Annotated in this window: 24 protein-coding genes and 1 pseudogene; 10 read left to right on the top strand and 15 right to left on the bottom strand. The window is 66.6% G+C overall.

Features of this window, described 5'->3' with window-relative positions; translation table 11 throughout:
* Positions 1-77: 77 nt before the first annotated feature.
* The 3 genes from U4Y91_RS14000 (at position 78) to U4Y91_RS13990 (ending at position 1,964) form a co-directional block, all read left to right on the top strand.
* Entirely contained in the window at positions 78-368 is a 291-nt protein-coding gene (locus U4Y91_RS14000) for a PsiF family protein (protein WP_321805522.1), read from the top strand.
* 320 nt (positions 369-688) lie between these two features.
* Positions 689-1,147 carry a hypothetical protein gene (locus U4Y91_RS13995; protein WP_124833182.1) on the top strand — a complete coding sequence of 153 codons (459 nt, stop codon included), beginning with the start codon at positions 689-691 and terminating at the stop codon, positions 1,145-1,147.
* A 229-nt stretch (positions 1,148-1,376) separates the two neighbouring features.
* A complete protein-coding gene (locus U4Y91_RS13990; protein ID WP_321805521.1) occupies positions 1,377-1,964 on the top strand; it encodes a YSC84-related protein in 588 nt (195 codons plus the stop codon).
* A 99-nt stretch (positions 1,965-2,063) separates the two neighbouring features.
* Here the strand turns inward: U4Y91_RS13990 and U4Y91_RS13985 are convergent, their stop codons facing one another.
* From U4Y91_RS13985 to mltG, 9 genes are all read right to left on the bottom strand, one after another.
* Positions 2,064-3,128, bottom strand: a complete 1,065-nt coding sequence (locus U4Y91_RS13985) for a glycosyltransferase family 4 protein (RefSeq protein WP_321805520.1) — start codon at positions 3,126-3,128, stop codon at positions 2,064-2,066.
* Positions 3,129-3,425: 297 nt separating this feature from the next.
* Complete coding sequence (locus U4Y91_RS13980; RefSeq protein WP_321805519.1) at positions 3,426-4,604, bottom strand: AAA family ATPase; 1,179 nt, start codon at positions 4,602-4,604, stop codon at positions 3,426-3,428.
* 33 nt (positions 4,605-4,637) lie between these two features.
* Positions 4,638-5,810, bottom strand: coding sequence for a mechanosensitive ion channel family protein (locus tag U4Y91_RS13975; protein ID WP_321805518.1), 1,173 nt, complete (start codon positions 5,808-5,810; stop codon positions 4,638-4,640).
* Positions 5,811-5,906: 96 nt separating this feature from the next.
* Positions 5,907-6,263 (bottom strand): Rap1a/Tai family immunity protein, encoded by a 357-nt coding sequence (locus tag U4Y91_RS13970; protein WP_006755340.1) that lies wholly within the window; start codon positions 6,261-6,263, stop codon positions 5,907-5,909.
* 119 nt (positions 6,264-6,382) lie between these two features.
* Positions 6,383-7,093 (bottom strand): ankyrin repeat domain-containing protein, encoded by a 711-nt coding sequence (locus U4Y91_RS13965; RefSeq protein ID WP_321805517.1) that lies wholly within the window; start codon positions 7,091-7,093, stop codon positions 6,383-6,385.
* A gap of 43 nt (positions 7,094-7,136) precedes the next feature.
* A complete protein-coding gene (locus U4Y91_RS13960) occupies positions 7,137-7,916 on the bottom strand; it encodes a TatD family hydrolase (protein WP_124486262.1) in 780 nt (259 codons plus the stop codon).
* A 79-nt stretch (positions 7,917-7,995) separates the two neighbouring features.
* Complete coding sequence (locus U4Y91_RS13955) at positions 7,996-9,024, bottom strand: DNA polymerase III subunit delta' (protein WP_321805516.1); 1,029 nt, start codon at positions 9,022-9,024, stop codon at positions 7,996-7,998.
* Positions 9,025-9,042: 18 nt separating this feature from the next.
* On the bottom strand, positions 9,043-9,663 hold the full coding sequence (gene tmk / locus U4Y91_RS13950) for a dTMP kinase (protein ID WP_321805515.1): 621 nt from the start codon (positions 9,661-9,663) through the stop codon (positions 9,043-9,045).
* On the bottom strand, positions 9,663-10,682 hold the full coding sequence (mltG, locus tag U4Y91_RS13945) for an endolytic transglycosylase MltG (RefSeq protein WP_321805514.1): 1,020 nt from the start codon (positions 10,680-10,682) through the stop codon (positions 9,663-9,665). The genes tmk and mltG overlap by 1 nt, the downstream gene beginning before the upstream one ends.
* Before the next feature lie 77 nt (positions 10,683-10,759).
* Here mltG and U4Y91_RS13940 point away from each other — a divergent pair, with 77 nt between their 5' ends.
* Both U4Y91_RS13940 and U4Y91_RS13935 read left to right on the top strand, forming a co-directional pair.
* Positions 10,760-11,794 (top strand): folate-binding protein, encoded by a 1,035-nt coding sequence (locus U4Y91_RS13940; protein WP_321805513.1) that lies wholly within the window; start codon positions 10,760-10,762, stop codon positions 11,792-11,794.
* A 76-nt stretch (positions 11,795-11,870) separates the two neighbouring features.
* Positions 11,871-12,716 carry an NRDE family protein gene (locus tag U4Y91_RS13935; RefSeq protein WP_321805512.1) on the top strand — a complete coding sequence of 282 codons (846 nt, stop codon included), beginning with the start codon at positions 11,871-11,873 and terminating at the stop codon, positions 12,714-12,716.
* A gap of 19 nt (positions 12,717-12,735) precedes the next feature.
* Here the strand turns inward: U4Y91_RS13935 and U4Y91_RS13930 are convergent, their stop codons facing one another.
* The 4 genes from U4Y91_RS13930 to U4Y91_RS13915 all read right to left on the bottom strand — a co-directional run bounded on the left by U4Y91_RS13930 (position 12,736) and on the right by U4Y91_RS13915 (position 15,086).
* Entirely contained in the window at positions 12,736-13,176 is a 441-nt protein-coding gene (locus U4Y91_RS13930; protein WP_321805511.1) for a GNAT family N-acetyltransferase, read from the bottom strand.
* A gap of 34 nt (positions 13,177-13,210) precedes the next feature.
* Positions 13,211-14,170, bottom strand: coding sequence for an alpha/beta hydrolase (locus U4Y91_RS13925; protein WP_321805510.1), 960 nt, complete (start codon positions 14,168-14,170; stop codon positions 13,211-13,213).
* 125 nt (positions 14,171-14,295) lie between these two features.
* The gene (locus U4Y91_RS13920) at positions 14,296-14,775 is read right to left on the bottom strand and encodes a PaaI family thioesterase (protein ID WP_124486258.1); all 480 of its coding nucleotides are present in this window, start codon (positions 14,773-14,775) and stop codon (positions 14,296-14,298) included.
* Positions 14,772-15,086, bottom strand: a complete 315-nt coding sequence (locus tag U4Y91_RS13915; RefSeq protein ID WP_121858954.1) for a Dabb family protein — start codon at positions 15,084-15,086, stop codon at positions 14,772-14,774. Before U4Y91_RS13915 ends, U4Y91_RS13920 begins: the two co-directional genes overlap by 4 nt.
* 590 nt (positions 15,087-15,676) lie before the next feature.
* Between U4Y91_RS13915 and U4Y91_RS13910 the strand changes: the two genes are divergently transcribed.
* Positions 15,677-17,596, top strand: coding sequence for a hypothetical protein (locus U4Y91_RS13910; protein ID WP_321805509.1), 1,920 nt, complete (start codon positions 15,677-15,679; stop codon positions 17,594-17,596).
* 201 nt (positions 17,597-17,797) lie between these two features.
* Here U4Y91_RS13910 and U4Y91_RS13905 read toward each other — a convergent pair whose 3' ends face one another.
* Positions 17,798-18,781, bottom strand: coding sequence for an NADP-dependent oxidoreductase (locus U4Y91_RS13905; RefSeq protein ID WP_321805508.1), 984 nt, complete (start codon positions 18,779-18,781; stop codon positions 17,798-17,800).
* 85 nt (positions 18,782-18,866) lie between these two features.
* Positions 18,867-19,298 (bottom strand): DoxX family protein, encoded by a 432-nt coding sequence (locus U4Y91_RS13900; RefSeq protein ID WP_321805507.1) that lies wholly within the window; start codon positions 19,296-19,298, stop codon positions 18,867-18,869.
* A gap of 305 nt (positions 19,299-19,603) precedes the next feature.
* Between U4Y91_RS13900 and U4Y91_RS13895 the strand changes: the two genes are divergently transcribed.
* The 4 genes and pseudogenes from U4Y91_RS13895 to U4Y91_RS13880 form a co-directional block, all read left to right on the top strand.
* Positions 19,604-19,798 carry a hypothetical protein gene (locus U4Y91_RS13895; protein ID WP_321805506.1) on the top strand — a complete coding sequence of 65 codons (195 nt, stop codon included), beginning with the start codon at positions 19,604-19,606 and terminating at the stop codon, positions 19,796-19,798.
* A gap of 103 nt (positions 19,799-19,901) precedes the next feature.
* On the top strand, positions 19,902-20,798 hold the full coding sequence (locus U4Y91_RS13890; RefSeq protein ID WP_321805505.1) for a LysR family transcriptional regulator: 897 nt from the start codon (positions 19,902-19,904) through the stop codon (positions 20,796-20,798).
* A 329-nt stretch (positions 20,799-21,127) separates the two neighbouring features.
* Positions 21,128-21,739 carry an FMN-dependent NADH-azoreductase gene (locus U4Y91_RS13885; protein WP_321805504.1) on the top strand — a complete coding sequence of 204 codons (612 nt, stop codon included), beginning with the start codon at positions 21,128-21,130 and terminating at the stop codon, positions 21,737-21,739.
* Positions 21,740-21,773: 34 nt separating this feature from the next.
* Positions 21,774-21,962: pseudogene (locus tag U4Y91_RS13880) on the top strand (hypothetical protein); the annotation flags it as partial.
* Between the last annotated feature and the right edge of the window lie 130 nt (positions 21,963-22,092).

The following is a 22,092-nucleotide window of genomic DNA, read 5'->3' as shown; positions in this document are numbered from 1 at the left end:
TGTGGCCCTGTTCCCGTTGCGCCGGGCTTCGTGACGGCGTCGATATAAAACGCAATTCACCCCATGGGAGTGTCGAAATGAAAATCCAATCGCTCGTAGCCGCAGTACTTCTCGGCGGCATGCTGGCTTCCCCCGCTTTCGCGGCGAACAGCCAGCAGGACAAGATGAAGGCCTGTAACACGCAGGCCGCCGGCAAGACGGGCGATGAACGCAAGACGTTCATGAAGGACTGCCTGTCGGCCAAGCCCGCGAAGAAGATGTCGCAGCAGGAAAAGATGAAGGCGTGCAACACCCAGGCCGCCGACAAGAAGGGCGACGACCGCAAGGCGTTCATGAAGAGCTGCCTGAGCAGCCAGCCGGCCGCCTGAGTTCCGGCGCTCCCGCGCGAATGCCGCGCACCGCTTCGGCGGGCGCGGCATTTTTGTTTTCGTTGCACGCGCATCGACGCGCGCGATGATGTCGGATGCGTCGCCGCACCGGCCGGCGGCACTGTCGCCGCCGCCGTCGCGACCGGCTCCGCCGCCTTCCCGCCCCGCTTCCGCTGCACGCCGTACAAATGCCGCCACATGGTGCGGCAATTCGCCGCGATTTCTTCTATGATGGCTGCAACGCGGCCCATCCAAGTACAAGAAGCGCCATCGGGCCGCCCTCGAGACGGACGCGCACACCGCGTCAAACGGAGGCATGGATGGCATGGAGACAACACCGCTGGTTCCGCCGCTGGCTGATCGTGATCGTGTTCTGGGCCGTGCCCGTCGCGATCGTCGCCGTGCGCGAGATCCGCGAGGAAATGGCGTACAACAAGGCCGACCTGCAACTCGCGCTGACCACCTGGCAGCTCACCGATGCGCAGCAGGCGGCCGGCGCCGCCGCGAAGTGCCACGGCGATCCTGACGCGGCGCGCGCGGCCGGCTGCCCGGCCGACGTGCTGGCCGCCAACGCGGCACGCCAGCAGGCGGCCCGCGATGAATACGTCGTGCGCCGCAACACGCTCGCCGGTTATCTGTGGCACGCGTTTGTCGGCTACTGGGTCGTGCCGGCCGCATTCCTGTTCGCGTGCGGGGTCGTGATCGCGCTGATCCGCCGCGCGTTGCGGCGCCCGCCGATCAAGCCGCCGACCCCGCCGGCACCGCCCGTCACGCACTGACGCGCAGCACCTGCCCGCCTTTCCTGCCTGCCCCGGCCGTCGCGCGACGTAGCGATGTAGCGCCGTCCGCGCGCCGGTCCGTCCGTTGGCGCGCCGCGACACCGCAAAACGATTCGGCGCCTTTTCATGCGTGAACGAAATGGGGTTGTAATCCACTGTGATATAACTGCCGACGTGATCCGCTCCGTGAGCGAGACTCACTCCGAACGTCATCCGATGGAGAAGAACGATGCAAAAACGGAACCTTGTGCTGAAAGCCGCCGCTGCGCTCGTCGTCGGCAGCCTTGCGCTCACCGGTTGCACCACTACCCCCGACAAGCCCGACAATGCCGCGACCAACGCGTCGAAGCGTCAGGCGATCGATTCGAGCGTCGACGCCACGCTGTCGCGCATGTATTCCACGGTCAAGGGTTCGCGTGAACTCGTCGCGAAGTCGCGCGGCGTGCTCGTGTTCCCGGACGTGCTGCAGGCCGGCTTCATCGTCGGCGGCCAGTCGGGCAACGGCACGCTGCGCGTCGGCGGCAGCACGGTCGGCTACTACAACACGTCGTCGCTGTCGGTCGGCCTGCAGGCCGGTGCGCAGTCGAAGGCGATCGTGTTCCTGTTCATGACGCAGGAAGCGCTCGACGAATTCCGCGGCTCGGACGGCTGGGCAGCCGGCGCCGGCGCATCGGTCGCGCTCGTGAAGATGGGCGCGAACGGCGCGATCGATTCCAACACGGCCACCGCGCCGGTCCAGGTCATCGTGCTGACCAACGCCGGCCTGATGGGCGACGTGTCGATCAACGGCACGAAGGTCACGAAGCTGAAGATCTGACGCTGCGGCGTCCTCGTCCGTGCGCTCCGCGCGCGGGCGATGTGCAAACGGCGATGTCCTTGCGGACATCGCCGTTCTTTTATCCGCACCCGCCGCGCGTCAGGTCGTCGAATCGATCACCTTGAAGCGCGAGCGCTTTTGCGCACGAATCAGCGACTGGTACACGTCGACGTACTGCTGCGCCATCCGCCGCGACGTGAAGCGCTCCTCGAAGCGCCGCCGCACGCGTGCGCGCGGCAGCAGGTGCAGCCGGTTCACGGCGGCCACCGCGCTGATCTCGTCCTCGACGATGAAGCCCGACACACCCTCGTCCAGCACCTCCGGCACCGCGCCGCGATTGAATGCGATCACCGGCGTGCCGCACGACATCGCCTCGATCATCACCAGCCCGAACGGCTCCGGCCAGTCGATCGGAAACAGCAGCGCATGCGCGCCCGACAGGAATTCGGCCTTCTCGTGGTCGGCGATCTCGCCGATGTATTCGACGTGCGGCAGCGCGAACAGCGGCTTGATCTCCCGTTCGAAGTACTCCTGGTCCGCCGCGTCGATCTTCGCGGCGATCCTGATCGGCAGCCCGCACTGGCGCGCAATGCGGATCGCGGTGTCGACCCGCTTCTCCGGCGAGATGCGGCCGAGGAACGCGAGATAGCGCGGCTCGACGGGTTGCGGCAGATACAGCGTGTCGGGCAGCCCGTGGTACACGGTCGTCAGCCATTTCGCCTGCGGCAGCGGCTGGCGCTGCGAATTCGAGATCGAGATCACCGGCGCGGTGTTGAACGTGTCGAACACCGGCTGCTGCTCGGGCAGGTCGAGCCGGCCGTGCAGCGTCGTCACGAACGGCGTGTCCTGCCGGTTGAACACCGAAAACGAGTAGTAGTCCATGTGGAAATGGAGCACGTCGAAGTCCTTCGCGCGGCGCGCGACCGTCTCCATCAGCAGCATGTGCGGTGCGACGCGGTCGCGGATCGACGTGTCGAGCCGCAGCGCGCGCGGCCATACCGGTTCGAGCCTGGCCCGGGTCGTCGAATCGCCGCTGGCGAACAGCGTCACGTCATGGCCGAGGTCGACGAGCGCCTCGGTGATGTAGGACACGACGCGCTCCGTGCCGCCGTACAGCTTCGGCGGCACGGATTCGGTCAGCGGGGCGATCTGGGCAATTCTCATGGTCCACGTCTCCTGTGTCCTCGGTCGGCCGGCATTGGGGCTGGCGCACAATCCCCTCCGTGCAGCGCACGGCCGGCATCGCGCCGGCCGGATATCTCATTATTATTCGCGATCCCGATGCCCGGAAGCACCGGGCTTTCATTTTATGGGTGTTGTTACAGACAGGATACATTCGCGCCCGGGGCCGCCTGTCCTGTATCGGCGCGGCCGGACCGGCGCCGCGGGCCCGACGGCGGGCTGCCGGCGAGCAGCCGGCGGCATGCCGCCGACGCGGCCGCGCGCGCACCGCTTTGCCCGTCAGCGCGACGGCCACTTCCACGGCGGCAGGTCGCGCGTGTCCGCATCGACGAGCACGGTCGCGCCGAGCTGCTTGTCGAGCACCAGCGACTCGCAGCCGGCCTCGCGTTCGAGCGTCGCGATGAGCCGCGCCGCGTGCGACACGACCAGCACCTGCGAACGCTGCGCGGCCTGCGCGATCAGGCGGCCGAGCGCCGGCAGCAGATCGGGGTGCAGGCTCGTCTCCGGTTCGTTCAGCACCATCAGCGCGGGCGGCCGCGGCGTCAGCAGCGCGGCCGCGAGCAGCAGGTAGCGCAGCGTGCCGTCCGACAGTTCGGCCGCCGACAGCGGCCGCAGCAGCCCCGGCTGGCGCATCAGTACGTCGAAGCGGCCGCGCCCGCCCGGATTGTCGATGTCGATCGATGCGCCGGGGAACGCGTCGTCGATCGCCGCATCGAGCGCAGCGGCATCCCCGATTTCGCGGATCGTCTGCAGCGCGGCGGCCAGGTCGGCGCCGTCGTCCGCCAGCACCGGCGTGTGGGTGCCGATCTGCGACTGCCGGGCCGGCGCCTGCGCATCGGTCCGGAAATGATCGTAGAAGCGCCACGACCGGATCCGCTCACGCACCGCGATCATCTCCGGCGCGCCGACCGGATCGGCGAACTCGGTCATCATGCTGTCGAAGCTCGCGACCGGCTGCGGCACCGTGTGCCAGTCGCCCGACCCGCTGCGCGCGCGAATCTGCACGCCCTGGCGGTCGACCAGCAGCGTCGACGGCCGCAGCAGCGCGCCGCCCCAGATGCATTCGCGCTTCACGACGGGATCGAGACGAAACATCGACGCATCGTTCTTCACCGGCAGGCCGAGATCGATCGCGTAACCGAAATCGTCGCCGGCGAAACCGAGCTTGAGGCTCACGGGTCCGTTGCGCACCGTGCCGGTCACCGGCGTGTCGCCGCTCAGCATCGCGCGCGAAAAGCGCTCGGGGCCGGCCCACAGCGTCGACGGCAGCCCGCCTTCGCGCGCGAGCGACGGAATCACGCGGCCCTGCGCGGTGTCGGCAAGCAGCCGCAGCGCGCGGTACACGCTCGACTTGCCACTGCCGTTCGGCCCGGTGACGACGGTCAGCGCCGCGAGCGGCACAATCAGCTCGCGAAGCGAGCGGTAGTTGGCGATGGCGAGCGTGTTCAGCGCGGTCATGAGCAGGAAGTGGCAGCGGGACCGGGCGCGCGTTCAGCGGCCTTCGGCGGCCTTCGGATCGGCCGCGGTGTTGGCCGCCGTGCTGGCGGCGGGCGGCCGCGCGTGCGGCCGTTCGGGGCTCGGCTCGCCCAGCGCCGCATCATGCGGATACAGCTCCATCCGGCTGCGCGGCAGGCATTGCGGAAAACGCGCCTGCAGGTACGCGATCAAGCCCTCGCGCACGCGGCAACGCAGATCCCAGCACGCCGACGAGTCGGCCGCACTGACGAGCGCGCGCAACTGCATCGTGCGCTCGGTGGCATCGGTCACCTGCAGCACCTGCACGCGGCCGTCCCACTCGGGCGCCGCATGGACGAGCCGCGCGAGCTCCTCGCGCAGCGGCGCGAGCGGCGTACGGTAGTCGACCGACAGGTAGACCGTGCCGATGATCTCCGAGCTGTGGCGCGTCCAGTTCGTGAACGGGTTTTCGATGATCCACTGCAACGGGACGACCAGCCTGCGCTGATCCCACAGCCGCACCGACACGAACGAACCGGTGATTTCCTCGATGCGGCCCCACTCGCCCTGGATCACGACGACGTCGTCGAGCCGGATCGGCTGCGTGAGCGCGATCTGCAGCCCGGCGATCAGGTTGCCGAGCACCGGCCGCGCGGCGATACCGGCGACGAGGCCGGCGACACCGGCCGACGCCAGCAGGCTCGCGCCGACCTGGCGCACGTTCGGGAACGTCATCAGCGCGGCGCCCGTGCCGATGACCACGATCAGCACCATGACGGTCCGCACGAGCACCTTGGCCTGCGTGTGGACGCGCCGCGCGTGGAGGTTGTCGGCCGCATCCATCGGATGGGCCCGGATGATCGCGTCGCCGACGCCGGCCGCGAGCCGCACCAGCAGCCAGGTCAGCGATACGATGGAGCCGACCGCGGCCGCGGCGCGCATCCCGCCCACGAACGACATGCCTTCGTCCGTCTGGATCCACAGGAATTCGAGCGCAAGCAGCGCGAGCGTGACGAGCGAAGGTTTGTCGATGTAGCGCAGGATCACGCTCATCAGCGGATACGGCTGCGCGATGCGCTTGACGATGCGTGCGCCGAGACGGTGCACGATCGCGACGACCAGCACGACCATGACCGATACGATCAGCGTGCCGGACCACGAATGCAACGGCGCATCGGCGATGCGCTGCAACTCCTCGATTGAAATCATCGGCGCCCGGGATGCTTCGGTTATGAGGCGCGGCGGCCTCGTCCTGGATGCGTCGGCGACGTCCGGGCAGCGCGCGCGCCCGGACCCGGTGTCAGATCAGCTGCCGCCCCTGCAGGGAAATGCCTTGCCGAGACCGAGCGACACCGCGGTGCTCGCGTTGTAGTCGGCCAGCTTCGGGTTCTCCGCGATGTACTTGCGCACCGCGTCGGTCATCTGCTGCGCCCGGATGTCGGGCGGCAGGCAGAAATACTGCCCGACGCGCGGCCCGGTGGTGCCGCCGATCGCGTCGATCGTGTTGTAGACGCCATCGGCGGCGCCTTCGATGTAGGCCGCGCACGACGCCCGCGACTTGACGTCCGTCTTCGCGCACAGCCGGTCGAGATCCGCGCCCGTGAAAGCCGCCGCCGACAACGGCACGGCAAACGCCGCGGCACAAAACATAGCCCGCAACATGGTGTTCCTTATGTCAATGCGGCCTCGGGCCGCTTGCTGCGCTGGCCGGCGCGGCGGCCGGACGCCCGCTGCCGGCCGGGTTCCGGCCGGCCGGGCGCTGCGCCGCCGCGCCGAAACCGTCATTTTGCACTCTTTTGCGCATCTGCCGGCGCCGATGCACCGACGCGCACCGTCCGCTTGCTCAGGATGTCGATCGCATCCGGCGCCTTGTAGTGCTGCGCGAACTCGAGCGCGGTGATGCCGAGCTGGTTCTTCACCTGCGGATCGGCGCCCTGGTCGAGCAGCAGGTTGACCGTCGTCGCGTGGTTGCCGCGCGCGGCCATCATCAGCGGCGTCGTGCCGTTCGGCGACGCGGTGTCGATATACGCGTCGTGGTCGAGCAGGACCTTGACGACTTCGTCCTGGCCGTTGGTGGCCGCGTAGTGCAGCGGCGCCCAGCCCTTCTTGCTGACTTCCGCGCCCTTGTCGATCAGCAGCTTGACGAGCCCGACGTCGCCGTTCAGCGACGCGAGCATCAGCGCGTTCTCGCCGGCCTTGTCTTCCTTCTCGAGGTCGACGTTCGGCGTCGTGGCGAGCGCCGCGGCGACCTTGTCGGACTTCTCGCGCGCGGCGATCACGATCAGCGGGTCGCCGTTCGGCGCGAGCGTGTTCGGATCGAGCTTGCCGCTCTTGAGCTGCTTGCCGATGTCGGCGATGTCGTCGAACTTGACCGCCTTGACGACCGCGTCGAGCGACTCGGCATGCGCGCCGGCGGCGGCAAACAGGCCGCTCGCGACGAGCGCGGCGGCGACGAGGGCGCGCTTGGGCAGGTATGTGGTCGGCTTCGTCATTGTTGTGGGCTCCTTCCCTGGGTTGTCGGCTGGCCGCGCGTCGTTAGCGGGCGATCTTGAACAGCCGGAAAAAGTTCTGGGTCGTCGCATCGGCCAGCGCCTCGACGGGGATGCCGCGCTCGGATGCGATAAAGCGTCCGACATGGCTGACGTACGCAGGTTCATTCGGCTTGCCGCGATACGGCACCGGCGCGAGGTACGGCGAGTCGGTCTCGATCAGCAGCCGCTCGAGCGGCACCCGCCGCGCGACGTCCTGCACGTCGGTCGCGTTCTTGAACGTGACGATCCCCGACAGCGAGATATGGAAATTCTGCGCGAGCGCCTGCTCGGCGACCGGCCACGGCTCGGTGAAGCAGTGCATCACGCCGCCCGGCACGTCCGCGCGTTCCTCGGCCATGATCCGCAGCGTGTCTTCCGACGACGAGCGCGTATGGATGATCAGCGGCTTCATCGTCGCGGTCGCCGCGCGGATATGCGTGCGAAAGCGTTCGCGCTGCCATTCCATGTCAGCGATCGAGCGGCCTTCGAGACGGTAATAGTCGAGGCCCGTCTCGCCGATCGCGACGACCTTCGGGTGCGCGGCCAGCTCGATCAGTTCCGCGAGCGTCGGCTCCCGTGCGTCCTCGTGATCCGGATGCACGCCGACCGACGCGTACACGTTGTCGTGCGCCTGCGCGATCGCGAGCACGTCGGGCAGCGTCTCGAAGTCGACCGACACGCACAGCGCATGCGTGACGTCGTGCTCGCGCATGTTCTCCAGCACGGCCGGCAGGCGGTCGGCGAGACCCTTGAAATTGATGTGGCAGTGAGAATCGACGAACATCGTGTTTCCTGAATACGTAAGACGGGCGCTCATGCGCTCGCCGGCAGTCGTTTCCCCTCTTCAAGGAAACAATACGCGCTCACGCGAACATTTCCCGATAACCGAGAAACAGTTCCTCGAAGACGAGGCGGGCGTTGAGCGGATGGTTCTCGACCGTCCGCTGGCGCGTCACGGCCTTCATGAAGCGCGCGAACGCATTCGCGTCGACGGCTTCCGCGCAACGCGCGAGCGCGGCCGCCTGCATCGGGAAGTAGCGCGGCGCGCCCGCCATCCGCTGTGCGAGCAGATCGTACAGCCAGCGCTGCAGCCAGCCGAGCACCAGCGGCACCGGCAGCTTCTGCAGCGTCTCGCCGCACGCGAACGGATCGCACGCGGCGCCGGCGGCGAGCTGGCCGAGCGTGAAATCGCGCAGCGGGCGGTTCTCGTCGCTCGCGAGCGCCAGCGCGGCGAGCGGCGCGCCGCCGGCTTCGGCGAGCAGCGCGCGCGCATCGTCGACGCCCTGCGCCGCCAGCCACGCCGCGGCCGCGTCGGGCGCCGGCACGGTCATCGGCCACTGCCGGCAACGGCTGATGATGGTCGGCAGCAGCCGGTCGATGCGCGCCGACACCAGCAGGAACACGACGCCGGACGGCGGCTCCTCCAGCGTCTTCAGCAGCGCGTTCGACGCGGCGACGTTCAGCGCCTCGGCCGGGTACAGCACGACGACGCGCGCGCCGCCGCGGTGCGAACCGACCCCGCAGAAGTCGAGCAGCGCACGCACCTGCTCGATCTTGATTTCCTTGCTCGGCGCGCGCGTCTTCTTGCCGCCTTCGTCCGCGTCGGCCGGCTTCGCGTCGTCGGCGGCGCCCGGCGCTTCGCCCGCGAGCGCCTCGGGCAGCACGATCCGGTAGTCCGGATGGTTGCCCTGCGCGAACCACGTGCAGGCCGCGCAGGTGCCGCACGGCTCGCCGTTCGGCTGCGGCGCCTCGCACAGGAAGCCCTGCGCGAGATGCTGCGCGAACTGCAGCTTGCCGATCCCGGCCTGGCCGTGCAGCAGCAGCGCATGCGGCCACTGCGCGCGCAGTTGCTGCAGGCGGTTCCAGTCGTCGGTCTGCCACGGATAGATCATGGGGTGCGTTCCTTCGTGTTACAGCGCGGCGAGCACGCGTTCGAGCTGCTGGCGGATCTCGGGAATCGTCTGCGTCGCGTCGACGATCGCGAAGCGGTGCGGCGCCTCTTCCGCGCGCCGCAGGTATTCGGCGCGGGTACGCGAGAAAAACGCGTCCGATTCGCTCTCGAACTTGTCGGGCATGCGCGCGGCGCCGCGGCGCTCGCTCGCCACCTGCGGCGCGACGTCGAACAGCACCGTCAGGTCGGGCTGGAAACCGCCCTGCACCCAGCGCTCGAGCGTCTCGAGCTTGTCGCGCGGCAGCCCGCGGCCGCCGCCCTGGTAGGCGAAGGTCGCGTCGGTGAAGCGGTCGGACACGACCCAGTCGCCGCGCGCGAGCGCCGGCTCGATCACGAGCGCGAGATGCTCGCGACGCGCGGCGAACATCAGCAGCGCTTCCGTCTCGAGATCCATCGGCTGGTTCAGCAGGATCTCGCGCAGCTTCTCGCCGAGCTGCGTGCCGCCCGGCTCGCGGGTGACGACGACCTGTCGGCCGCTCGCGGCCAGCCTCGCCTGGAGGCGTTCGCAGAACCATTGCAGGTGGGTGGTCTTCCCCGCCCCGTCGATGCCTTCGAACGTGATGAATTTACCGCTCGGCATTATTGACCTCGTATGTACTTGTCCACGGCCTTGTTGTGATCGCCGAGCGTGTCCGAGAACACGCTCGTGCCATCGCCCTTCGCGACGAAATAGAGCGCGCTCGTCGGCGCCGGATTGATCGCCGCCTGCAGCGAGGCGACGCCCGGCAGCGCGATCGGTGTCGGCGGCAGGCCGCGGCGCGTATAGGTATTGTAAGGAGTGTCGGCCTGCAGGTCGCGCTTGCGCAGGCGGCCGTCGTACGTGTCGCCGAGGCCGTAGATCACCGACGGATCGGTCTGCAGCGGCATCCCGATACGCAGCCGGTTCGCGAACACCGCCGCGACGAACGCGCGATCGGCCGCATGGCCCGTTTCCTTTTCGACGATCGACGCGATCGTCAGCGCTTCGTAAGGCGTCTTGTACGGCAGCCCCGGCGCGCGCGCGGCCCAGGCTTCGTCGAGACGCGTCTGCATCAGGTGGTAGGCGCGCCGGTAGATGTTCAGGTCGCTCGCGCCCTTGTCGAACAGGTAGGTGTCGGGGAAGAACAGCCCCTCGCCGCTGCCGCGCTGGATCGCGTTGTCGGGTGCGCCGATCGCGCGCAGCAGCTCGGCGTCGCTCATGCCGGCCGTCGCGTGCGCGAGATCGGGATTGCCGTCGAGTTCCGCGCGCATCCGTTTGAAGGTCCAGCCCTCGATCACCGTCGCGACGTACTCGTTCACGTCGCCGCGCGCGATCTTCTGCAGCACGTCGTACGGCGTGATGCCGGTCTTGAATTCGTAGTTGCCGGACTTCAGCCGGCTCGACAGCCCGAGCAGGCGCGTCATCGCGACGAAGCCGAACGGCGCGACCGGCACGCCGCCGTGCTTGAGCTGCAGCGCGACGCTCTTCACGCTGCTGCGCGGCTTGATCGTGACGTCGAGCGTTGCGGCGCCCAGCAGCAGCGGCCGGGTCGCCCAGTAATACCCGCCGCCCGCGCCGGCAGCGGCCACAACGACGGCCAGCGCCACGACCGTCGCGGCGCATTTCTTCAGTAGGGACATGGAAACGAGACTCAGGTAAGACCCATATAATACTTGCTCGCCTCCGTCAAAGTCAGGGTTGACTGTTCCCTCATTCCATGAGCACACCATTCGCTTCACCGGCTGCCCAGCCCGCATCCGTCTCGCTCCCCGTTTTCCCCCGCCCGTCCGCCGCCGACTTCGACGCGCCGGGCGCCTGCATGCCGCTTGCGCAGTTCGGCGTGATCGACGTGGCCGGCGACGATGCCGCGACGTTCCTGCACAGCCAGCTCACCAACGACATCGAGCATCTCGATGCCGCGAGCGCGCGCCTGTCCGGTTATTGCTCGGCGAAGGGCCGCCTGCTCGCGTCGTTCCTCGCCTGGCGCGCCGGTCACGGCGTGCGCCTGCTCGTCTCGAAGGACGTCCAGGCCGCCGTGCAGAAACGGCTGTCGATGTTCGTGCTGCGCGCGAAGGCGAAACTGACGGACGCGAGCGACACGCTCGCGGTGGTCGGCTTCGCGGGCGACGTGCGCGAAGCGCTGTCGGGCATCTTCGACGCGCTGCCGGACGGCGTGCACGTGAAGGTCGACGGCCCGGCCGGGGCGCTGATCCGCGTACCGGACGCGGCCGGCCGCAAGCGCTACCTGTGGATCGGGCCGCGAGCGGAAGTCGATGCGCGTCTCGCCGCGCTCGCCGGCACGCTGCCGGTCGTGTCGCCGGCCGTATGGGACTGGCTCGACGTGCGCGCGGGCGAGCCGCGCATCACGCAGCCGGCCGTCGAACAGTTCGTGCCGCAAATGGTCAACTTCGACGTGATCGGCGCCGTTAACTTCAGGAAGGGGTGCTACCCGGGCCAGGAAATCGTCGCGCGCAGCCAGTACCGCGGCACGATCAAGCGCCGTACCGCGCTCGCGCACGTCGCCGGCGAGACCGACACCGTGCATGCCGGCGTCGAGCTGTTCCACAGCGACGACCCGGGCCAGCCGTGCGGGATGATCGTCAACGCGGCGCCCGCGCCCGCGGGCGGCGTCGACGCGCTGGTCGAGATCAAGCTGGCCGCGCTCGACAGCGGCACGGTGCACCTCGGTTCGGCCGACGGTCCGGCACTCGCGTTCGACGCGCTGCCGTACGCGTGGCCGACGGAAGCGTGACGCACTGACAACCCGGTCGCACGCCGGCTCGCACAATGCAGCCGGCGCCCGATGTTTCCTGCGAGAGATTCGCCCGATGTGTCTGATTGCCTTCGACTGGCAGCCCGATGCCGCCGCCGGTCCCGTCTTTACCCTGACCGCCAACCGCGACGAATTCTTTCGCCGTACGAGTGCGCCGCTTTCGTGGTGGGAGGATGTGCCGGGCGTGCTGGCCGGCCGCGATCTCGAAGCCGGCGGCACGTGGCTCGGCGTATCGCGCGACGGCCGCTTCGCGGCGCTGACCAATTACCGCGCGCCGTTCGACATTCGCGCGGGCGCGCCGACCCGCGGCAAGCTCGTGTCCGATTTCCTCCGCGGCCCGTCCGTCGCGCCGCTCGACTATCTCGGCGAGCTGGCCGAGCACGCGGCCGTGTACAACGGCTTCAACCTGCTGGTCGGCGACTGGAAGCGGCGCGAACTCGCGTGGTTCTGCAACCGCGCGGCCGAAGGCGAAACCCGCGTCGCCGCGCCGGTCGCGATCGCCGCCGGCGTGCATGCGCTGTCGAATGCCCGACTCGATACGCCCTGGCCGAAAGTCGTGCGCAAGCGCGCGGAACTCGGCACGCTGCTGACCGACAACCCGACCCCGTCGCTCGACGAGCTGATCGAGCTGATGCGCGATCCGCATGTCGCGGACGACGACGCGCTGCCGCACACCGGCATTCCGATCGAGCGCGAGCGCGCGCTGTCGGCCGCGTTCATCGAGACACCCGAATACGGCACGCGCGGCACGACCGCGCTGCGCGTGACGATGAAGGAAGGCGTGCGCTTGACGGTCGACATCAAGGAACGCTGCGACGACGACGGCTCGCACCGCACCGTTCGCCCGGGCAGTTTCGAGCGCGCGTTCACGTTCGACATCGACGCGACGCCGCCGCGCTGAGCATGCCGCGCGGGCCGCGCTACGGCGCGCGCGCCATCTCGACGTGCGGCACGCCGATTTCGACGAACGGTTCTCCGATCGCCGCGAAGCCGTGCCGCACGTAAAACGACACCGCTGCATCCTGCGCGTAGAGCCGCACGACCGGCTCGCCGCGATGCCGCGCCGCGTCCAGCAGCGCATGCAGCACGGCCGATCCGGCGCCCTGCCCGCGCGCGTCGGCCAGCACCGCGACGCGGCCGATCGTGCCGGTGCGCAGCAGCCGTCCCGTCGCGACCGCGCGGCGTGCGCCGGTCGCCGCATCGACCCGGTAGGCAACCGCGTGCAACGACACCGGATCCTCGTCGTCCAGTTCCCATTCCGGCGGAATCCGCTGCTCGCGCACGAACACCGCATCGCGAATCCGTGCGGCATCGCCGCCCAGCACGGCCCAGTCGCCCGTTTCCACCCAGCCGTCGGTCATCGCTTCCTCCGCGCGGCGCCGGGCGCCGCCGCCGTCAAACGTCGTCGAATGCGGCCCTGAGCGCCGCCACCGCGTCGGCATGCGCGGCCCGCACCTCCGGCACGTAGCCGCCCATCTTGAAGAACTCGTGGATCATCCCCGGATAGCAGACCAGCGTAACCGTATTGCCGGCCGCACGCAGCTTGTCCGCGTACGCGCCGCCCTCGTCGCTCAGCGGATCGTATTCGGCCGTCGCAATCCAGGCCGGCGCGACACCGGCGAACGACGGCGCGTCGCGCGTGCCGTCGAGCGGCGCGAAACGCCAGTCGTCGCGGTCGGACCGATCGCGCACGTATTGTGTGAAGAACCACTGGATCGTGTCCTGCGTCAGCAGGTAGCCGTTCGCGAGCCGTCCGTGAGATTCGGTGTCCTGGTGCCCCGTCACGCCCGGATAGATCAGCAGTTGCAGCGCAAGCTCGATGCCCGCGTCGCGCGCGAGCACCGCGCAGACGGTCGCGAGCGTGCCGCCCGCGCTGTCGCCGCCGACCGCGAGCCGCGTCGCATCGATGCCGAATGTGGCGGCCTCGCGATGTAGCCAGCGCAATGCGTCGTCGGCATCGTTCACCGCGGTCGGGAACCTGTGTTCGGGCGCAAGCCGGTAGTCGACCGACAGCACCGCGCATTGCGCGTCGCGCGCGAACATCCGGCACAGCGCGTCGTGCGTATCGACGCTGCCGACCGTGAAGCCGCCACCGTGGTAATAGACGAGCGCCGGCAGCGGTTCGGCGAGGCTCGGCTCGACCGGAAGATACAGCCGCGCGCCGATCGAGCGGCCGTCGCGTGTCGGCACGAGGCAGGCCTCGACCGAATGCATCGGCGCCGGCACGACGTCGAGGATCGGCGCGCTCTTCTCGTACGCGGCGCGCGCCTGCTGCGCCGTCTGGTGGTGATAGGACGGACGTTTCGCGCGCTCGACCATGTCGAGCACCTGGGCAATCTTCGGATTCAGCGGCATCGGTGAGGACGGCGCGGGCGGCGCCGTGAGCGGACAAGCGTCACATGATGCCATGCCACGCGATGCCGGGCCGCAACGCAAAACGGCCCTGCCGGTGAAAAGGCAGGGCCGTTCGTCGAGGGCGCTTACGCGTCGCTCGGGCCGGGCTGCGCATCCGGCGCCGTGCGCGTGCGCTGCCGCTTGATGTCGCGGCCCACCGCGAGCCGCCGCATGTACTTGAACGTGCCGAGCGCCTTCGCAACGAAGTTGCCGTCGCTGTCGCGCACTTCGCCTTCGCAATACGCCATCGTCGTCGAACGATGCATCACGCGTCCGTACGCGCGCAACTCGCCGCGCCCGGGCTGCATGAAATTCACCTTCATCTCGACCGTAACGACGCCGACGCCGTCGTCGGTCAGGCTGCGCGCGGCCATCGCGAGCGCGATGTCGGACAGCGTCATCGTCACGCCGCCGTGCGCGATGCTCCACGTGTTCATGTGCCGCTCGTCGAGCGGCAGCACGATCTCGCTCGCACCGTCCTTCGCGGACACGAGCCGCACGCCGAGCAGGTCGACGAACGGGCTTTCGATCGACGGGCCGTCCGTCGGGGATGTCGCGTCGCTCATCGTGCGCTGTCGGACAGGTAGTCGACGCACTGGCGCGATTCGGCCACCGCCACGATGAACTTCTTCACTTCCTGGTGAACCGGGTGCACCTGGTACGCATCGAGCGCGGCCTGGTCCGTGAAATCGGACACGAGCACGACGTCGGACGTCGCTTCGAGGCCCGGCGTCGCGATGCCGACGTCGAGTTGCAGGATGCCCGGCACGAGGTCGCGGCAGCCTTCGAGCTTTTCCTTCAGCTTCAGCGCGTTCTGCGCGCGCGTGCCGCCTTCGGCCGATTCCTTCAGCTTCCACATGACGATATGTCGAATCACGTTGTTCCCCCTCGTTCAGATACGTTCGAAACCAAAACTTAAACCGCTGATTTTCAACAATTTCTTGAAATCTCTCGTCGGCAGCCGTGCGGCGAAAACGGGCATCGCATGCATACCGCCGGGCCAACGCAGACGACAAGCCTATCAAAATTACAGACGCCAATGGTCTTTATGTCGAGGTACGTCCGAACGGGTCGAAGCGCCGACGCTGGCCGGTCGTCGAGCATTTCTCGCCAACCATGAGAATGTTATCCTTCCCGCCATAAAGACGAAGCCGAACAAGAACAAAGGCCGCTTCGCCCAACCTGCACGCGGCGCCCGAACCGCCCCTCCCCACATCCGTTCCCGTTGCCCGGCTCGCCGGGTATCCGCACGTCAGCCAGCCGATTCATCACCGATTACGCCGGCCGCACGTTGCACCGTTACTTTCCTGCGGAGACGCGATGACACCTCGAATCGACCGACGAGCTTTCCTGATGTACAGCGCATGCAGTGCGGTACTGCCGCTTCTCGCCGCGTGCGGCGACGACAACGGCACGCCACCTGCCCGATCACACGCCATCGCATCGGGTCTCGGGGGAAATGCCGGCGTGCCCGTCCATGCCTTCGACGAAAACGACCTGCTGGCTCCCGGTTTCAAAATGAAGCTCGGCGAAATCAGGACGCAAATCGAGCAATACCAGCCGGCGGCCATCGCGATCGCGGATGTCGTCAATGCAGCGTTGTCGGCCGATACGCTGCCGGGACTCATCGCATTCGGCGAAGTCACGATCAAGGCACTCGCATCGTTCATTCCGGCCGCCGGGCCGCTGGTCGGCGAAGTATTGAACCTGCTGTTCAACCATCTGAATACGCTGTTCGAGCGCGGGCCGGATGAAGAGACGATGATCCGGCGCATTGCGACGGACGAGATTTCGAAAAACAACGTCGAGATCATGCGTCAGACGCTGGCGGGCATCAACGACGACCTGCACTTCCTCGTCGAATTCGTGCGAAGGAACGCGCCGCCCTACTCGGCATCGATGGCGGACAACATCGTCGCGAAGTTCGTGGCGTTCTGGAGCGGTTGCACGATGCTCACGCCGATGTTCCTGATCAAGGGTTCCGAATATCAGGGGCTGACGATGCATGCGCTCGCCTGCGGCGCGCAGGTGTCGATGTACGGCGTGTACCTGTCGATGCGCGACGAACTTTCGCTCGCGTCCGACACGGTCGCCGCGACGCTGAGCGAGATGCGCGAGAAGATCTACCGGTACCAGAATGCGATGCAGAAAGTGCTCGCCGAGCACTTGAACTCACTTTCCGATCCGTCGAAAAGGAACGAGTACGTCCGCAACTTCTATACGCTCGGTTATGCGAAGTTTCTCGAATCGGCGAAGCGCTACTTCACGGCCTTTCACCAGACGAAGATCGACTTCCGCAACTCGATGGAGATCTACACGCACGACGTCGTGCGCAGCACGGCCGACGCAACGCTGCCGTTTCGCACGTCGTACGTGACGGACCTGCTCGCAATCTGCCATTGCGGCTATGGCGGCGATCCGTGCGTCGTCCGCATGAACCAGACCTTCGTCGATGGCGCCGGCCGATCGACACATATCGACGCGCAAGGTTGCACCGGCGACTTCGACGGCGTGTCAGGCAGCCTGCTCACGATTCAGCACTCGTTCGCCGCGAATCAGTCGACGGGCGAGTTGACGGATGGCCTCGGCTGCATCTGGAAGGCGGCCGACCGGGGCGCGATCATCGGCCGTAACGAAAACCAGATTCTCTATGCGCTGCAGGTGCAAGACGGCACCGGCACACGCTATTCGGCTACAACCGACGGATACGGCAACGTCCTCGATCTGGTCGACAATCCGGATTACATACAGTCGTATACGCCCGGCAACGCGGCGAAGCTCGAGCCGGGTTATTTCGTCTCGGCGTTCCTGACCGAACCGGGCACCTATTCCGACAAGACGTGTCGCGAAGATTCGAGCTGCAGCGTTCCGTATGCCGGCATGGCACTGCGGCACTACTCGTCCGCATCGCAGCTCGCGGAACTGCACGGCACCGACGTCGGCCTCGAACTCGACCTGACCTGCGGTTTCAGCCTTGCGGATTCGTCGACGCTCGGCGCACCGACCGGCTATCCGGACGTGATGATCGGCAAGTCGATCCTGGTCGGCAAGCACCTGACGTTCGTCGTGACGAACCGCACCGCGGCACCGATCGCCTGCCGCCTCGTCCCGCTTCTGGCAGACGTCCGGACGACCACGGACACGTTCGTCAATCTGACGCTCGTGACGCCGGACACGCAGCGCACGCTCGCGTCGGCCACGCTTGCCGCGCACGGCAGCGGACCCGCGCTTCTCGGCGAGGACGGCCGGGAATTCTTCTATTACGAAACGAATGACATCTTCCCGTTCGCACCCGGCGTGAACCATGTGCAAATCGCACGCGGCGCGGATCTCGGCGAAAACGCATTTCGCTTCGCGAGCGTATTCGTCGTGCCGACGCGAACATGACCCGGCGAGCCGAGCACGACGACCCGGCGGAACGCAGCGAGCGCGGAATCGGCTTTGAACAGGCGATTCCACGGATACTGCCTACGCACCGCCTTCACGCGCGATTTGAATACCGCTCCGCGGAAGAACAGCGCGACGACCATCGGGAGCGGTGACAACCATGTCGACAAGGCGGGCCATTGTCATGCATTCGTATCCGGTTCAACAAAGCAAAACGATTTTTCCAGTCGTCCGGCCGCTCATGATCGCGCGGTGAGCATCCGCGGCGCGCTCCAGCGGGAAACGTTCGCTGACAATGACGCGCAGATTGCCGACGGCAGCCGCGACAATCAGCTTCAAGCGTGCCGCGTAACGGATATCCTGCCCGGGATCCGCGCCCGGAACCCCGCCCAGCAGCTTCACCCCCGCCTGACGTCCCCGTGCAAACCCGGCGATCGTCGCGATACGCGATCGATGGGAAATCAGTTCCACGGAAGTGCCGATGGCCTCGTCGGAGCCCACCATATCGGCGGCCGCGTCGACGCCCCGCGGTGCTGCCGCCCGGACTCGATCCGCCAGGCCCGGGCCGTACGAGACCGGGATGGCCCCTATCTCGCGCAACAAGTCATGCTTGCCGGGGCTCGCCGTCCCGATCACTTTCGCGCCCTGCGCGACGGCCAGTTGCACCGCGAGATGACCCACGCCGCCGGCCGCGCCATGGATCAGAACGGTCTCGCCTTCCCTGAGCGCGATGGCCTGCAGGGCATGAACGGCGGTGGCGCCGGCGGCAAGCAGCCCGGCCGCCTGATCCCACGGAAGTTCCGCCGGCTTGGCCAGAACCGACGACGCCGGAACAACCAACTGTGTGGCATACGCGCCCGGCGCGCGAAACACGATCACCTCGTCGCCCACGGATATCGGGCCGGTCGGTCCCACGGCGTCCTCCCCCGTGGCGGTCACGACGCCGGCTGCCTCGAAGCCGATCCGGAGCGGCAGGGCCGCCGGATCGGCGCCGAATCCGCCACCATAGAGCTTGTAGTCGATCGGATTCACCCCTGAAGCGCGAACCGCGATACGCACTTGACCGCGCCCCACTTCCGGCATGGGAATCTCGCGAAGCGAGAGAACCTCAGGGCCGCCATAAGCAGTGGCGACGACGATCTTCGCACTTCCGGGGGTCCGATTTTCATCTGCGTCGGCGTTCATCGATTCAATTCCTCGTCATCTTCGAATTTCAAGCCACGGATACCGTGATATCGATGCGATCTCGACTCACGTCCATTGAACGGCGTTACCGCGACGCCCCGAGCTTTCCGTGTGCGCGGGCGACACGCCGATCGAGACTGAACGCGCCCGCACCATGTGCGACGATCTGCAGCAGCCCGCCGGCAATGGCCACGTCCTTGAAAAAGTGGAAAAACTGGTTCTGATCGCCCAGCGCATGGTGGAAGATCAGCGCCGTGACCACCGAATAAACGGCAAGTAACGCTGCCGCAACGCGGACGCGATAGCCGACGACCAGAAGAACGCCGCCAGCCAATTCAAGCACCAGTGCCCCGACAAAGCCGAGAAGAGGCAGCGGCAGCCCGAGAGACGAGATATAGCCGATCGTCGCCCCCGGTGCCGCGAGCTTGCCGAGCCCGCTGATCAAAAAGAGCAGTGCAATCAGGACGCGCCCCACGAGAGGAAGCGCCGACGTGACATTTGAGTTTCCCTGTTCCATGAAATGCATTCCTAATCAAATTGAAAGTAAGTCCATAAACCGTCGAAACGGCCGCTATCCTGACGACTTCTCTACACTCGCCGTCGTGCCGATTCGATCGATTTCGGCCTGCCCCTTGCGCAGCGCATCGCGCGAAGTATGAACCGAGTAGGTGCTGACCACGAGATCGTGCGGATGAGGCGCCGCGGAACCAACGAGAACGTCCGCGTCGCTCCGGGCCTTGAATCCAATCGGGTCGTCAGACACATCGAACACGACCAATTCATTACTGATCGAAATACCACCGACCGTAACCGAGAGTGAGGATGGATCTGGAACAACTCGTGGCGCGTCGGCGCGAAATCGAACTGATCGACGAACACGAACGGTTTGATTCGCGACCCGATATCCGTCGGGCTGACGAGCCTCACGACGGAACCCAGCCGGTAGCCGCCGGTGCGCAGCGTAATCTGCCGCGCCCGAGGCGCGGCGCCTTGCTTTTCGATACTGTCGACGAGTGAACTCATCGTGCCCTCCCGCGCTTGTGATGCGGAAAGATTAAGGCGTTGACCTCAAGCGGGATAGCCGATATTTTTCGATGAGATCCATCCAGTTTCCAGATATATGCTCGACGCCATCTCGCTCGACCAGTTGAGGACGTTCATTGCCGCGGCCGACGAAGGCAGTTTTTCGGCCGCGGGACGAAAGCTGCGGCGCGCTCAGTCGGTCGTGAGCCAAACGCTCGCCAATCTTGAAGCGCAGCTCGACATGCGACTGTTCGACCGAAGCAGCCGTTATCCGCGCCTGACGGAAGAAGGCAGTGCGTTGCTCGCGCAAGCGCGCCTCGTCGTCGGCAACATGGATTCGTTCAAATCGAAAGCACGCGCAATTGCGGAAGGACTGGAGCCGGAGCTCTCGGTCGTCGTGGACGTCATGTTTCCGATGGAGAAACTGACGCAGGCAGTCGGCGGATTTCGCCTCGCGTTTCCCGACACGCCGTTGCGCCTTTACGTTGAAGCATTGGGCGCGGTCGTGCAACGGGTGCTCGACGGCACGTGCCGACTCGGCATCAGCGGTTCGATGCCCGATGTGCCTGAGACCGTCGATGCCGAACACCTGCTCGAAGTGCCCATGGCGACGGTCGCCGCCCCGACTCATCCGCTCTCGCGGATCGAACACGTGATCCAGTCTCACGAACTGGACGAACACGTTCAACTCGTATTGACCGATCGCAGTTCGCTGACCGATGGGAAATCGTTCGGTGTCTTTTCGTCGCTCACCTGGCGGTTGGCCGACCTGGGTGCAAAGCACGCGTTCCTGAAGGCGGGATTCGGCTGGGGACACATGCCGGAACCGATGGTGCGGGACGATATCGCCACCGGGCGCCTCGTCAAATTGCGCCTTGGCATCCTGTTTCCTCGCATCCACGCGATGCCGATGTTGGGGATATACCGCAAGGACACCCCGCCGGGACCAGCCGGCCGATGGCTGCTCGAGCAACTGACGACTTCCGTCGAATAGCGATGCGACAGGACTTCGAATCAAATACGGCAATGGGCGCGCGACGAGCGCCGGCTGGCGATGCGGGTCAACGCGCCACGTCCGCGGATATGCGTGGAAACCGGCGCGCGCGGCCCCTTCACCCTGCCCCCCGCCACGATGGAAACCCCAATCGATGCACGCGAATGGGGCATGAGCCATGCCGAGTCGTCGGGGTCCATCGATTCTCAATATAGGTTGCATCGATATATTGTGGATACACAGGCGAGCTGGCGCATGCGATAACTGGCACCGCTGATCGATCGTTTCTGATCGACCGAAATCCATCAACCAGCGCCAGGACACCGATCGTGAATCTACTGCACATTGACTCAAGCATCTTGGGCGACCACTCAGTTAGCCGCGCCCTCTCCGCCGACATCACCCACCGCCTTACCACCTTGCATCCCGGCACGCATGTCACGTATCGAGATCTTGAAAAGGATCCCGCACTTCACTTGTCGTCTGCCCATGTGTCGGCGTTCCAGGGAAACGACAGCAACGACGAAGCGTTGGCCAAAGACATCGCGCTCGGCAATCTCTATCTGGAAGATATCTTCTCGGCAGATTTCATCGTGATCGGAGCGCCGATGTACAACTTCTCCATTTCGTCTCAACTCAAGGCCTGGATCGATCGGATCGTTGTGGCGGGGAGGTCGTTCCGTTACGGCCCGAACGGCCCGGAAAGCCTTCTCCCCGAAGGCAAGAAAGTCTTCGTCGCGTCCTCCCGCGGCGGTCAATATACCGGCGACAGCCCGTCGCGCGTGCTCGATCACCAGGAGAACTACCTGACCGGCATTCTGTCATTCATCGGGCTTACCGATATCACGATCATCCGCGCGGAAGGATTGGCGCTCGGCGACGAAGTGAAGAATTCCGCAATTGCGAAAGCAAGGGTAGATATTTCCGAGTTCGTTTTCTGATTTCACTCGCGCAATTTATTGGACGACAAGCTCCCAATACCAGACCGATGCGTTCGGCACCCGCAGCGCGGATGCGACCGAGGCCAACGCGGCGCAGCTGTGGAGCACGACGTATCTCGCGATCCGCGATCCGCAACTGCGCACGGGCAAGTACGGGTGGCAGGCGTCGCAGCGAATGCAGGACGCGCAGCCGGAGCATGCGGCGGCCATCGCGTCGCGATAGCTGACGCGCCGGTGAAACAAAAGCCCCGCACGCGTATGCTCGTGCGGGGCTTCATTCAAGGTGCGCGCGAAACGGGTGTACATCGACATCGCATCGCGCCATGGCATTGCAGCCGCGCGCCCCGTCGCCG

This window comes from Burkholderia sp. BCC1993 (genome assembly GCF_905339865.1).
Lineage (GTDB): Bacteria > Pseudomonadota > Gammaproteobacteria > Burkholderiales > Burkholderiaceae > Burkholderia.
This window is presented reverse-complemented; position numbering and strand designations above follow the sequence as displayed.

Excerpts from the sequence above, each read along its gene's own strand:
- U4Y91_RS14000 (WP_321805522.1), top strand. The coding sequence starts at position 78 with ATGAAAATCCAATCGCTCGTAGCCGCAGTACTTCTCGGCGGCATGCTG.
- U4Y91_RS13980 (WP_321805519.1), bottom strand. The coding sequence starts at position 4,604 with ATGACCGCGCTGAACACGCTCGCCATCGCCAACTACCGCTCGCTTCGC.
- U4Y91_RS13965 (WP_321805517.1), bottom strand. The coding sequence starts at position 7,093 with ATGACGAAGCCGACCACATACCTGCCCAAGCGCGCCCTCGTCGCCGCC.
- tmk (WP_321805515.1), bottom strand. The coding sequence starts at position 9,663 with ATGCCGAGCGGTAAATTCATCACGTTCGAAGGCATCGACGGGGCGGGG.
- U4Y91_RS13935 (WP_321805512.1), top strand. The coding sequence starts at position 11,871 with ATGTGTCTGATTGCCTTCGACTGGCAGCCCGATGCCGCCGCCGGTCCC.
- U4Y91_RS13955 (WP_321805516.1), bottom strand. The coding sequence starts at position 9,024 with ATGATCTATCCGTGGCAGACCGACGACTGGAACCGCCTGCAGCAACTG.
- U4Y91_RS13985 (WP_321805520.1), bottom strand. The coding sequence starts at position 3,128 with ATGAGAATTGCCCAGATCGCCCCGCTGACCGAATCCGTGCCGCCGAAG.
- U4Y91_RS13975 (WP_321805518.1), bottom strand. The coding sequence starts at position 5,810 with ATGATTTCAATCGAGGAGTTGCAGCGCATCGCCGATGCGCCGTTGCAT.
- U4Y91_RS13925 (WP_321805510.1), bottom strand. The coding sequence starts at position 14,170 with ATGCCGCTGAATCCGAAGATTGCCCAGGTGCTCGACATGGTCGAGCGC.
- U4Y91_RS13940 (WP_321805513.1), top strand. The coding sequence starts at position 10,760 with ATGAGCACACCATTCGCTTCACCGGCTGCCCAGCCCGCATCCGTCTCG.
- U4Y91_RS13990 (WP_321805521.1), top strand. The coding sequence starts at position 1,377 with ATGCAAAAACGGAACCTTGTGCTGAAAGCCGCCGCTGCGCTCGTCGTC.
- U4Y91_RS13900 (WP_321805507.1), bottom strand. The coding sequence starts at position 19,298 with ATGGAACAGGGAAACTCAAATGTCACGTCGGCGCTTCCTCTCGTGGGG.
- U4Y91_RS13890 (WP_321805505.1), top strand. The coding sequence starts at position 19,902 with ATGCTCGACGCCATCTCGCTCGACCAGTTGAGGACGTTCATTGCCGCG.
- mltG (WP_321805514.1), bottom strand. The coding sequence starts at position 10,682 with ATGTCCCTACTGAAGAAATGCGCCGCGACGGTCGTGGCGCTGGCCGTC.
- U4Y91_RS13970 (WP_006755340.1), bottom strand. The coding sequence starts at position 6,263 with ATGTTGCGGGCTATGTTTTGTGCCGCGGCGTTTGCCGTGCCGTTGTCG.
- U4Y91_RS13995 (WP_124833182.1), top strand. The coding sequence starts at position 689 with ATGGCATGGAGACAACACCGCTGGTTCCGCCGCTGGCTGATCGTGATC.
- U4Y91_RS13895 (WP_321805506.1), top strand. The coding sequence starts at position 19,604 with ATGGATCTGGAACAACTCGTGGCGCGTCGGCGCGAAATCGAACTGATC.
- U4Y91_RS13960 (WP_124486262.1), bottom strand. The coding sequence starts at position 7,916 with ATGTTCGTCGATTCTCACTGCCACATCAATTTCAAGGGTCTCGCCGAC.
- U4Y91_RS13905 (WP_321805508.1), bottom strand. The coding sequence starts at position 18,781 with ATGAACGCCGACGCAGATGAAAATCGGACCCCCGGAAGTGCGAAGATC.
- U4Y91_RS13930 (WP_321805511.1), bottom strand. The coding sequence starts at position 13,176 with ATGACCGACGGCTGGGTGGAAACGGGCGACTGGGCCGTGCTGGGCGGC.
- U4Y91_RS13920 (WP_124486258.1), bottom strand. The coding sequence starts at position 14,775 with ATGAGCGACGCGACATCCCCGACGGACGGCCCGTCGATCGAAAGCCCG.